This is a genomic window from Mesorhizobium sp. M7A.F.Ca.US.006.04.2.1 (assembly GCF_004022915.1).
GTDB classification, from domain to species: domain Bacteria; phylum Pseudomonadota; class Alphaproteobacteria; order Rhizobiales; family Rhizobiaceae; genus Mesorhizobium; species Mesorhizobium ciceri.
On the sequence record NZ_RZQA01000093.1, the window covers coordinates 1 to 11464 of the forward strand.

Sequence of the window (11464 nt, forward strand, 5' to 3'; positions counted from 1 at the left end):
CTCAAGGCCGGCGCGCTGTGCGGCACGCTGATCTGCGTGCCAGACTGCCGATCCAGCGTGAGGCAGGCGGCGGGCATGATGTCTGGATAAACGAAAAAATCGGTTGTCCGAGAAGCCGGCCCGCTTTTCGGGGCCATGCTCTGGGAAACAACCTGCTACAATCATAGGATGCATTCGACTGGCGGATTTAATCAAGTTTTCATGCGGCCACGCTAAGCAAGCAGGACAGAGTTGTCCTGGTTCGCATGTCGATGCCGGAGCAGCTTTTGCTCGCACATCGCGGGCTCCTCGGGCTTGGGCGACTCTCGATGCGCGTTATATCATGCATCGCCACGGAGCATAATCTGTGGCTTGTCCTCCTGGCGGCGCTGATGTGCGTCACCGGCTGTTGGGTGACGATCGGCCTCTTCGACCGTTCGAGGAAAACCACCGGCGTGCAGATGAAGGGCTGGCTGTTCCTGACCGCGGTCGCCGCCGGCTCGTCGATCTGGTGCACCCATTTCATCGCCATGCTGGCCTACCAGCCCGGCGCGCCGATCACCTTCGATCCGGTCCTGACCATGGCGTCCCTGGTCATCGCCATCGTCGGCACCGGGCTGGGCTTCACCCTCGCATCCGGCAAGAGCCGGCGGCTGGCCCCGGAATGGGGCGGCGTCGTCGTCGGCCTGGCGATCTCGGCCATGCACTACACCGGTATGATGGCCTATCACGTTGCCGGCATTGTCGAATGGGACGGCTCCTATGTCGTGGCCTCACTGGTCATCTCGGCGGTGTTCTCCGCCCTGGCCGTCGGCCATGCCGTACGCCGGCCATACGGCTGGTCGCATTATCTCGCCATCGGGCTGCTGGTGCTGGCGATCGTCGGCCTGCATTTCACGGCTATGGCCGCGGTGGCGGTGACGCCGCTGTCCTTCATCAGCACAGGCACCAATCCCGATATTCTGGTGGCAATGGCGGTCGCCGTCGCCGTGGTCGGCCTGATCGTCGCGGCCACCGGCTTCGCCAGCTACCTGATCGATGAGCGTGGCCGACTGGAGAGTTTCGAGCGGCTTCAGCATCTCGCCCTCAACGACGCCCTTACCGGCCTTCCCAACCGGGTCTCCTTCAACGACCGCCTCGACCATGAGATCGACCGGGCATGCGAGGGCGAGGACACGATGGCGGCGGTCATCGTCATCGATCTCGACCGCTTCAAGGAGATCAACGACCTCAGGGGACACGCGGCCGGCGACCAGGCTCTCAAGATCGTTGCCCGCAGGCTGGCGAAACTCACCGGCGAGGGCGAGTTCGTCGCACGGCTCGGCGGTGACGAGTTCGCCGCCATCAAGCGCTTCAAGGATCAGAAGGACCTGCTCGGCATGGTCTCGAGGCTGGAGAAATCCCTGTTCGAGCCGTTGCGGCTCGACGATTTCGAGATCGCCGCCGGCGCCAGCATCGGCGTCGCGGTCTATCCGCGCGACGGGGCCGACCGCGAGCGGTTGGTCAGCAACGCCGACCTTGCCATGTACCGGGCGAAGAACGACGTGACGCGAGCCGTCTGCTTCTACGAATCCGCCATGGACGAGACGGCGCGGGCGCGCCGCGCCTTGGCCACCGACCTTCGCCAGGCGATCGACCGCGGCGAGCTTTCGCTTCACTATCAGGTGCAGACCTCGGTCCCGACCGGCGCCACCTGCGGCTACGAGGCGCTGCTGCGCTGGACCCATCCCGTGCATGGCATGATCCCGCCCGCCGAATTCATCCCGATTGCCGAAGAGAACGGCTCGATCATGGCGATCGGCGAATGGGTGCTGCGGACCGCGTGCCGGCAGGCGGCCTCGTGGGGCAATGGCCACAAGATCGCGGTCAATTTGTCGCCGGTGCAGTTCGCCCATGCCGATCTCGCCAAGCTCGTCCATCAGATCCTGATCGAGACCGGGCTGTCGCCGAAACGGCTGGAGCTGGAGTTGACCGAATCGACGATCGTCGCCGACAAGGTGCGCACGCTGCATGTCCTGCGCCAGGTCAAGGCGCTTGGGGTGACGATCGCGATCGACGATTTCGGCACCGGCTATTCATCGCTCGATACGCTGCGCTCGTTTCCCTTCGACAAGATCAAGCTCGACCGCTCATTCATGGCCGATGTCGAGCGAAGCCCGCAGGCCAAGGCCATCATCCGGGCGGTGCTGACGCTGGGCCGCAGCCTCGACATTCCGGTGCTCGCCGAAGGCGTCGAGACACATGTCCAGCTCACCATCCTGCAGGTCGAAGGCTGCAATGAGGCGCAAGGCTATTTTCTCGGCCGGCCCAAGCCGATCGACCAGATCACCGGGGACACCGATGTCCGCAACGATCGACTCTTCGCGGAGGAGCCAGCGAGGATACGGCTGAGCAGGCAGGCATAGGACTGCCGCGGCCGGCGCCCAGCGAATGCCGTGCAGACGCCTGCTGGATCGAGATCGGATCGCTGCTGTGTCTGGCGTCGACATGGCGCATCCTGTATAGGCCTCCCAATTCCCCAGGGCCGCTCATGTCGTTCATTCCAGACACCACCACGCTGATCCAGTTCGCCATCGCCACGGTCATCCTGGCGATCACGCCGGGGCCGGACATGACCCTGTTCGTCTCGCGCACGCTGAGCCAGGGCCGTGCCACTGGCTTTGCCTCGATGGCCGGCGCGCTGTGCGGCACGCTGATCCACACCACGCTGGTGGTGGTCGGCGTCTCGGCGCTGATCGTCGCCTCGCCGATGGCATTCTTCGTGCTGAAGATCTTCGGCGCCGGCTATCTCGTCTTCCTGGCCTGGCAGGCAATCACCAGGGGCTCGGCCTTTTCGCCGGAGAAGAAGACGGGACCCGAGATTTCGCTGTTGCGCAGCTGGGCGGCGGGCCTCGGCGTCAATCTGCTCAACCCGAAGATCATCCTGTTCTTCATGACCTTCCTGCCGCAGTTCGTCTCCGCGCATGATCCGAACGCACCGGGAAAGCTGTTTTTCCTGGGCACGATGTTCATCGTGCTGTCGGTCCCGGTGACGGTGCCGATGGTGCTGGCGGCGGAAAAGTTTTCGGCGGCGATGAAGGCAAGCCCGCGCGTTACGCGGGTGGTCGACTATCTCTTCGCCGGCGTGTTCTCCGCCTTCGCCCTCAAGATCCTGACGGCGCAGGCGAAGTAGGCGCCGTCATCCTGTCCGGCCATCCTCTTTTGATCCTGGTTCGCCTTGCCACCAGCTTGCGGCCCAGCGCCCGGCGCTGAGCCAGTAAAAGATACCACCGACCATGCCGCTGCCGATCACGGCCATGATGGCGCTGGTGTCCCTGACGGCGAAGGCGGTGTCACCGCTGTGGTCGGCAAGCCCGAGGAAAACACCGGCAACCACCGCGCCCGCCAGCGCATAGAACAGCCAGTCGCGCCGGCCCAGGATTTCGGCAAGCAGGATGACGACAGAGGCCGGCATCAGGGCGAAATAGGCGACGAACAGGGCGGCGAACGGAATTGAGAAATACAGGGAAGCCGTCGCCGTCGGATGCGCATGCTCCGGCGTGTAGCCGAGCGATGCCAGGAACAGGATGTTGAGGAAGGCGCTCGCCGCCAGCGAGGCGACGGCATAGCCGAACAGGATGACGGTGAAACGGATGAGGTAGCCGACGAGACGCGCCATCAATCCCGGCCCAGATTCCGGCCCGTGCCGGACCTGCGTCCAGCCAGAAGCCAGTAGATCCACCCGGCGGCGATGCCGGCGGTGGCGAGAAAACCCAGAAAGCCCGGATTGAAGACAAAGCTGCTGGCCGAGCGCGGCATGGATACGCCAAAGGCGATGGACGTGATCGCACCGGTGGCGGCGAAGTAGAACCATCCCCGAAGTGAAAACCGTTCGGCGACAAAAAGCGCCGGACCGACGATCAACAGCGCGCCGATCATTACGGTCAACACGGCGAGCGGGAACGAGCCAAGCCAGTCGAAGGCGAAAATGATCGACCAGTTGCCGTCTTCGATGCCTTCCAGAAGAGCGATCAGCAGCACCGGCACCAGGATCGAGGTCAGCACGGCGGCGATATAGCCGACCGCCATGATGGCGAGGCGTCTTAGCCAGGCGAAGGGGCGGTTCACGCCTCGCCGTGCCCCGCTATCATCATCGCTTCCAGAGCCAGCCGGTCGACCTTGCGCATGCGCTCGGAGTCGGATTTGAGCTGGCCGCAGGCGGCGAGGATGTCGCGGCCGCGCGGCGTGCGGATCGGCGAGGCATAGCCGGCATTGTTGATGTAGTCGGCGAATTTCTCGATCGTCTCCCAGTCCGAGCACTGGTAATTGGTGCCCGGCCACGGGTTGAACGGGATCAGGTTGATCTTGGCCGGAATGCCCTTGAGCAGCTTGATCAGTCCCTTGGCGTCCTCGATGGAATCGTTGACGTCCTTCAGCATCACATATTCGAAGGTGATGCGCTTGGCGTTCGACAGGCCGGGATAGGCGCGGCAGGCGGCGATCAGTTCCTTCAGCGGATACTTCTTGTTGATCGGCACAAGCAAGTCGCGCAGATCGTCATTGGTGGCATGCAGTGAGATTGCCAGCATGACGCCGATTTCCTCGCCGGTGCGGAAGATTTCCGGCACGACGCCGGAGGTCGACAGCGTGATGCGCCGCTTCGATAGGGACAGGCCGTCACCGTCGGAAGCGATCAGCAGCGCCTTCTTCACCGCTTCGAAATTGTAAAGCGGCTCGCCCATGCCCATCATGACGATGTTGGACACTTTGCGGCCTTCGGCCGGCACGATGGCGCCGTCGGGCGTGTCGCGGTCAGGGAAATCGCCGAGCCGGTCGCGGGCGGTGAGCAGCTGGGCGAGGATCTCCTCGGCCGTCAGATTGCGCACCAGCTTCTGCGTGCCGGTGTGGCAGAACGAGCAGGTCAGCGTGCAGCCCACCTGGGAGGAGATGCACAGCGTGCCGCGACCCTCTTCGGGAATATAGACAGTCTCAATCTCGACAGGCCGGCCGGCGCCGCGCGGCGGAAAGCGGAACAGCCACTTTCGCGTGCCGTCGGCGGAAATCTGCTCCTCGACGATCTCGGGCCTGGCGACGGTGAAATGCTTGTCGAGCTCAGCACGCAGATCCTTGGAGATGTTGAACATGCCGGCGAAATCGGAGACGCCGCGCACATACATCCAGTGCCACAGCTGCTGGGCGCGCATTTTCGCCTGGCGCTCGGGCACAGCGCCTGATGCAACCAGAGTCTCGGCGAGTTCGATCCGCGTCAGGCCGATCAGCGACTGCTTTTCGGGCTGTGCCGAGCGGGCACGCAACGCGTCGCGGGCGCTGTCAGTGGTGAGATCGAATGAAAGGGTCATGGTTGCACTGATATAAGCGGTTTGCGGCCGATTTCACGCATCGTGCCGGAAAGGAAGCGCGGCGCATAGCACAGGTTGAGGGCAGAGTCATGCTCAGCTAGCTTTACGATCTACGATCGCCTTGGAACGACGTCGGCACCGCCCCTCGTCATGGCGGGCATTTCTCTCCCGATAATGCCTGTCTTGCGGCGGCAGCGCGTTTGGCTGATGGCTTCCCCCACTCCGTCGCTGCTTCGCAACGCCACCTCTCCCCCTCCGGAGGGAGAGGAAGGGAGCCAAGGCTGGCAAATTCGCGCCTTTCCTCTACCCCGTCGATCGGGGGAGAGGTGTCGAGCGTAGCTCGACGGAGTGGGGGTCGACCTTTCACCGAAGCGATGCTTCCGCCTGGCACTCAGGCGAGCGCCAACGACAGGTTTTTCCGGCGCTAGTTTAATAGACTGCCCAGCTGTGTTAGGCCGAAACATTCCCCGCTCGAGGACAGACATGGCCGGCACATCGCGAAAATATCCCATGCTGCGGCGTTCGCGCGCGATGTGGGGCTCACGGCGGGTCTGGCAGCCGCGCCTGGTGTTCTGGGCCGGCGCGCTTGGCATCGGTGTGATCAGCGTGCTGTTCGCGGTGCTGGCCGACAGGGCGCAGGAACTGTTTCAACTGATGACAGGAGATGCAGGCGGCTGGCGTTTCTATCTGCCGCTTGCCATTACGCCGTTGGGTTTCGTGCTGTGCGCCTGGCTTGCCCACACCTTCTTTCCCGGTTCGCAAGGCAGCGGCATTCCGCAGGCGATCGCCGCCCGCCATCTGCGTGACGACGAGGACCGCAGCCACATCCTGTCCCTCAAACTGGTGGCCGGCAAAATCATGCTCACCATCGTCGGCCTGTTCTGCGGCGCCTCGATCGGTCGCGAGGGTCCGACGGTGCAAGTCGGCGCGTCGCTGATGCTGCAGGCGGCACGCTGGGGCGGCATGGTGCAGGCCCGGGGTCTGATCCTGGCCGGGTCGGCCGCCGGGATTGCCGCCGCCTTCAACACGCCGCTGGCCGGCATCGTCTTCGCCATCGAGGAGATGGGCCGCACCTATGAGGCGCGAACCAACGGGCTGGTGCTGACGGCGGTGATCCTGGCCGGTCTCGCTTCGCTTGGCCTGCTCGGCAACTACACCTATTTCGGCGTCGCCAGGGACACCATCTCGTTTGCCGCCGAGTGGCCGCTGGTGCTTGCCTGCGGCGTCATCGGCGGCGGGTTCGGCGCGCTGTTCTCGCTGCTGGCGTTGAAGGCGACGCGGCGGATCCGGCGCTGGAACACTGGGCAGCCTTTGCGGCGCGCCCTGATCGTGGCCGCAATCTGCGGGCTTGCGGTGGCGGTGATCGGCATCGCCTCGGGCGGGCTGACCTTCGGCACCGGTTACGTCCAGGCGCGGGGCGCCGTCGAAGGCACGCCGCTGCCGTGGTTCTTCTTCGCCGAAAAGTTCCTGGCGGGACTGCTGTCGATGATCTCGGGCATTCCGGGCGGTATCTTCGCGCCCTCGCTGGCTGTCGGCGCCGGCATCGGCAGTTCGCTCGGCCTCCTCTTTGGCGCGAGCACTGGGGTGGCGGCACTGCTCGGCATGGCCGGCTATTTCGCCGGTGTGGTGCAAGCGCCGATGACGGCCTTCGTCATCATCCTGGAGATGACCGGCAATCACGACAATGTCATCGCGCTGATGCTGGCCTCGATGCTGGGCTACGGCACGGCGCGCATGATCTCGCACGAGCCGCTCTATCACGCGCTATCGCGTGTCTTCATCGCCGAGGCGATCCGGCGCCGCCGGGCGGAGGCCGGGCCGGGGCAAGTATGAAAGAAAAAGGCCGGGCTTCGCGGCCCGGCCTTTCCCTCAAAAAAAGTAGCTTTGCCTATTTACACTTGGCGATCGATGTCAGCGCCGCCGAAATGCCCTTCAGAGAGAAGACATAGGAGGTGGGATTGCCGCGGCCGGACTTCGCCGTCACCTTCATGTCGGTGCCGGTCTTCATGGCGGCGATCAGTACCGGCTCCTCGGCGGCATTCTCGACCCAGGCCGATTTGCCGCGCGTGAACATCGAAAACGTCTTCTTGTCGATGGTCACGGTGGCCTTGGAGCCTTCCTGGAAATTGTAGCCGGCAATGAATTGCGGCTCGTAGGACACTTGCTGGCCGGGCCGCTGGCTGACGAAGAAGAACATATCGCCATGGTCGAGCGTGGGCGGCTGCTTGTCGGTCGGCACGGTCAGGACATAGCAGACCTTGCCGCCCGATGCCTGGTAGCTGTAGGTGCCCCAGGCATTGTGCTGGCCGATCTTGGTCGCCGACTGCGCCAGTGCCGGCGCTGCCACGGCCACCAGGGCCAGACTCGAAACTATCGCAATCAATCCGCGCATCGCTTTTCCCGTATTCCAAATGGTGCGGAGGCAGGCCGGCTTGGCGTCCTGCCCGTCGCTTCATTTTGATTTAATCTGGGTTACCAAACGGTGAATTTCCGAAGAGAAAAGGACCCTCACCCCGAGGAAACCGCCACCATACCCGCGCCGCCGCCCTGCGAGCGGGTGGCGCGACATCCCTTTGGCGACTTGGAGGCCACGAAAGCGGCAAGAGTTTGACTTTTTACGCTGTCGCCGAAAGCCGGCTCCAACGGCGTTCCGCGCGCGTGTTCAGCCCTTGTCGGCTATGGCGTCCCTGGCGGCCTGCCGGTGCGCAGTGGTGATGTGGGCACTGACGGCGGTGATCGCGGCGGTGAGCACGGCGATGTCGTCGGTGAAGCCAAGCCCGAAGACGAAGTCGGGGATGACATCCACCGGCAGCACGAAATAGCCGAGCGCGGCCAGCAGAATGCCCTTGGCGCGCAGCGGCGTGTTCTTGTCCATGGCGCAATAATAGGCGGCCACGACCTCTTCCATGAAGGGGATCTGCCGCGCGGCCTTCTTGGCTGTGCGCCAGAATTTCTCGCGCACTTCGCTCTCGTCTGACGGCTTGCCGCCAAAGCCGAAGAAATCAAAACCGGATTGTTGCGCCATCAGTCTCTCCTTGCGGGGCTCATGCGCATCCGGCGCCTGCCCCGCGGGGGAAAATGTGGTGAAACCCGACCCCCGCTACAAGATGCCGGTGCCGATTTGGGCCTGCCGAGGCGATACCAGGCCTCAGGCGCCGGCAAAACGGTTCATTTTCGTGGCCAGATCGATATCGAGCGCAGTCACGCCGCCGGCGTCGTGGGTGTTCAGCGTCACGTCGACGGTCTTGTAGACATTCGACCAGTCGGGATGATGATCCATCGCCTCGGCGGCAAGCGCGACGCGGGTCATGAAGGCGAAAGCCTCGGAGAAATTCGCGAAGGTGAATGTGCGCTTGATGGAGGCGCCGTCTTTCGCCAGCGCCCAGCCGTCGAGGCCCGTCAATGCGGCTTCAGCGGCTTGCCTGCCCAGTTTCTCTCTCGCCATGTCCCTATCCTGTGCTATTCGAAAACGACCCTCACCATAGCGACGGATCGATGAGCGCGAAGCCTATAAATTCCATTCTCTTCGTCTGCCTCGGCAACATCTGCCGGTCGCCGCTGGCGGAAGGTGTCTTCCGCGCCGTTTGGGCCGAGCGCGGGTCGGCCCGGGATATCCTGCTCGATTCGGCGGGAACCAGTGACTGGGAGGCCGGCTCTGCCCCCGATCGACGCGCGATCGCGGTCGCCATGCGGCACGGCGTCGACATTTCCGGGCAGAGGGCGCGCAAGGTCACGCCGCAGGACCTCCACCGTTTCGACCTGATCCTTGGCATGGACCGGTCGAATGTCGCTGACCTGAAGGCGCTGGCGCCGGCGGCCGTGCAGGACCGTATCCATCTGTTCCTGGAATTCGCGCAGGGAAAGGCACGCGACGTGCCGGATCCTTATCATGACGAGGCAGAAGCCTTCGCTTCCGCCTATCGCATGATCCGCGAGGCGTCGGAGGCGCTGGCGACAAGGCTGGAGGCGCGGGCGTCCGTGCCTGACAGCGGCCAGGCTTCCTCGACGATGTAGGGTCCGCCGCCGACCGAATCGCGCGACGACATCAAAACGAAACGGCCGATGCGGAACGGCAGCGTCGAGAAATTGCCGCGCGCCGACAGATATTGGGCAACGTCCAGCGGGGTCGAATTGCGCAAGCGCGCCAGCGTCACATGCGGCATGAATTTGCGCGGGTCGGCCGGGATGCCGAGCCGCTGGCAGATGCGGTCGACCTCACCTTGAAGGGCGGCCAGATCGGGCGAGGCGGAAGCGCCCGCCCACACCGCATGCGGCTTCTTCTGGCCGAAAGCGCCGACGCCGGTCAGCGCCAGCGAGAAAGAAGGGCGGTGGACGCGGTCGAGCGCGTTGGCGATCTCGTCGGCGACATGGCCGGGAACATCGCCGATGAAGCGCAGCGTCAGATGGTAGTTTTCGACGTCGATCCAGCGAGCTCCCGGCAAGCCGCCCCGCAGCAGGGACAGCGAAAGGGCAGCGTCACGCGGAATTTCGAGGGCGGTGAAAAGACGCGGCATGAAGAGCCTCCCTTCCTCGAATCGAACTGTCACCCATAGCGAATCATCGATAGTCAAACGGAGCAAGAGGTTTGTTGGCCACAGTCCCTGTTAAAAGCTCGCCGGGCGGAAACAGTTCCAACCCGCTAGGAATCGCCCGGCACCGCCGCGATCACCTTCTCGACCGCGGGCAGGATGCGTTCGACCATCTGGTCGACGCCTCGTGCGCTCGGATGCAGGCCGTCCTCGAGCTGCATGCCGGGCTGGCCGGCGACGCCGTCGAGAAAGAACGGGTAGAGCGCGACGTCGTATTTCTTCGCCAGGTCCGGGAAAATGGCGTCGAAGGCGCTCTGGTAGTCGGGACCGAGATTGGGTGCGGCGCGCATGCCGGCCAGAAGCACGGCAATCTTGCGCTGCTTCAGCTTGCTCAGCATCTCGTCGAGGTTCTTTTTGGTGATGTCGGGCGAGACGCCGCGCAGCATGTCGTTGGCGCCGAGTTCGAGGATGACCAGTTGCGTGCCGTCCGGCACCGACCAGTCAAGCCGCGCCAGGCCGCCGCTCGTCGTGTCGCCGGAGACGCCGGCATTGGCGACGGTCACGTCGTGGCCTTTGGCGCCAAGCGCTGCCTGCAGCCTGTCGGTAAAGCCCTGGTCGGGTCCAAGGCCATAGCCCGCCATCAGGCTGTCACCGAAGCCGACGATCTTGAACGGCTCGGCACGCGCCGACGACATGACGCCGCAAATGGCGAGGAAAACCACGAAGCCTGCGGCAATACTGCGTTTGAAAGACATGCGGCAGGCCCCATATGAGCTAGGAATTCTCCAGTCGACGGCTTCCGGCAAGCAGAGCCTTCATTCCCAGATATAGGACGATTTCATTTTGACAGAAGCCGTCATCGCGCTGAAAGACGTGTCCCTGACCCTTGGCGAGGGCGCTTCATCGGTCCATGTGCTGAAGGGGGTGAGCCTCGACGTGGCGACCGGCGAGGCGACCGGCATCGTCGGACCTTCGGGTTCCGGCAAGTCGACCTTGCTGATGGTCCTGGCAGGCCTGGAAAGGGTCGATTCGGGTACGGTCCGAATCGCCGGCGAGCTGCTCAACGGCAAAAGCGAGGACCAGATTGCTTCGTTTCGTGGCCGAAACATTGGCATCGTGTTCCAGTCCTTCCATCTCATTCCCAACATGACGGCGCTCGAAAATGTCGCGGTGCCGCTGGAACTGGCCGGCCATTCCGATCCGTTCGCGGTGGCGGCGCGCGAGCTGGCGGCGGTTGGCCTCAGCGACCGCGTCACCCACTATCCCGGCGAATTGTCGGGCGGCGAGCAGCAGCGCGTGGCGATCGCCCGCGCATTGGCGCCGTCGCCGCGCATCCTGATCGCCGACGAGCCGACCGGCAATCTGGACCAGGCGACCGGGCGGCAGGTCGCCGACCTCCTGTTTGCGAAGGCGGCCGAGCGCGGCATGACGCTGGTGCTGGTGACGCATGATCCGGCGCTCGCGGCACGCTGTTCGCGCCAGGTTTCGATGCACTCGGGCCGGATCGAGGCACCGGCGCCGGTCAAGGTGACGGCCTGATGCCGCTGTCCCGGACGTTGAGGCTCGCTGTCCGCTTCTCGCTGCGCGAGATGCGCGGCGGCCTGTCCGGTTGCGTGA

At 64.2% G+C, this 11464-nt stretch carries 13 protein-coding genes; 5 read left to right on the plus strand and 8 right to left on the minus strand.

Annotated features, from left to right (window positions below):
• Positions 1-308 precede the first annotated feature (308 nt).
• Positions 309-2384 (plus strand): bifunctional diguanylate cyclase/phosphodiesterase, encoded by a 2076-nt coding sequence (locus tag EN925_RS07680; RefSeq protein WP_127368615.1) that lies wholly within the window; start codon positions 309-311, stop codon positions 2382-2384.
• Between the two features lie 125 nt (positions 2385-2509).
• A complete protein-coding gene (locus EN925_RS07685; RefSeq protein ID WP_013528810.1) occupies positions 2510-3151 on the plus strand; it encodes a LysE family translocator in 642 nt (213 codons plus the stop codon).
• A 6-nt stretch (positions 3152-3157) separates the two neighbouring features.
• On the opposite strand, the gene EN925_RS07690 is transcribed toward EN925_RS07685, so the two are convergent.
• The 3 genes from EN925_RS07690 to rlmN are packed head-to-tail and all read right to left on the minus strand — an operon-like array spanning position 3158 to position 5318.
• A complete protein-coding gene (locus EN925_RS07690) occupies positions 3158-3637 on the minus strand; it encodes a hypothetical protein (RefSeq protein WP_063173380.1) in 480 nt (159 codons plus the stop codon).
• A complete protein-coding gene (locus EN925_RS07695) occupies positions 3637-4086 on the minus strand; it encodes a hypothetical protein (RefSeq protein WP_127368614.1) in 450 nt (149 codons plus the stop codon). Before EN925_RS07695 ends, EN925_RS07690 begins: the two co-directional genes overlap by 1 nt.
• On the minus strand, positions 4083-5318 hold the full coding sequence (gene rlmN / locus EN925_RS07700) for a 23S rRNA (adenine(2503)-C(2))-methyltransferase RlmN (RefSeq protein WP_027162882.1): 1236 nt from the start codon (positions 5316-5318) through the stop codon (positions 4083-4085). The genes EN925_RS07695 and rlmN overlap by 4 nt, the downstream gene beginning before the upstream one ends.
• A gap of 483 nt (positions 5319-5801) precedes the next feature.
• Between rlmN and EN925_RS07705 the strand changes: the two genes are divergently transcribed.
• Entirely contained in the window at positions 5802-7151 is a 1350-nt protein-coding gene (locus EN925_RS07705; RefSeq protein ID WP_127368613.1) for a chloride channel protein, read from the plus strand.
• Between the two features lie 55 nt (positions 7152-7206).
• Here the strand turns inward: EN925_RS07705 and EN925_RS07710 are convergent, their stop codons facing one another.
• From EN925_RS07710 to EN925_RS07720, 3 genes are all read right to left on the minus strand, one after another.
• Positions 7207-7710: an invasion associated locus B family protein gene (locus EN925_RS07710; protein ID WP_013528815.1), complete on the minus strand. Its 504-nt coding sequence runs from the start codon at positions 7708-7710 to the stop codon at positions 7207-7209.
• A 270-nt stretch (positions 7711-7980) separates the two neighbouring features.
• Positions 7981-8343, minus strand: coding sequence for a YkvA family protein (locus tag EN925_RS07715; protein ID WP_127368612.1), 363 nt, complete (start codon positions 8341-8343; stop codon positions 7981-7983).
• Positions 8344-8466: 123 nt separating this feature from the next.
• Positions 8467-8763, minus strand: a complete 297-nt coding sequence (locus EN925_RS07720; RefSeq protein WP_127368611.1) for a 4a-hydroxytetrahydrobiopterin dehydratase — start codon at positions 8761-8763, stop codon at positions 8467-8469.
• 50 nt (positions 8764-8813) lie between these two features.
• Between EN925_RS07720 and EN925_RS07725 the strand changes: the two genes are divergently transcribed.
• Positions 8814-9332, plus strand: coding sequence for a low molecular weight protein-tyrosine-phosphatase (locus EN925_RS07725; RefSeq protein ID WP_013528818.1), 519 nt, complete (start codon positions 8814-8816; stop codon positions 9330-9332).
• Here EN925_RS07725 and thpR read toward each other — a convergent pair.
• Both thpR and EN925_RS07735 read right to left on the minus strand, forming a co-directional pair.
• The gene (thpR, locus tag EN925_RS07730; RefSeq protein ID WP_063169549.1) at positions 9236-9832 is read right to left on the minus strand and encodes an RNA 2',3'-cyclic phosphodiesterase; all 597 of its coding nucleotides are present in this window, start codon (positions 9830-9832) and stop codon (positions 9236-9238) included. The genes EN925_RS07725 and thpR overlap by 97 nt on opposite strands.
• A gap of 125 nt (positions 9833-9957) precedes the next feature.
• Entirely contained in the window at positions 9958-10602 is a 645-nt protein-coding gene (locus tag EN925_RS07735) for an arylesterase (protein ID WP_013528820.1), read from the minus strand.
• 88 nt (positions 10603-10690) lie between these two features.
• On the opposite strand from EN925_RS07735, the gene EN925_RS07740 reads away from it, so the two are divergent.
• Positions 10691-11386, plus strand: a complete 696-nt coding sequence (locus EN925_RS07740; RefSeq protein ID WP_063169548.1) for an ABC transporter ATP-binding protein — start codon at positions 10691-10693, stop codon at positions 11384-11386.
• Positions 11387-11464: the final 78 nt, after the last annotated feature.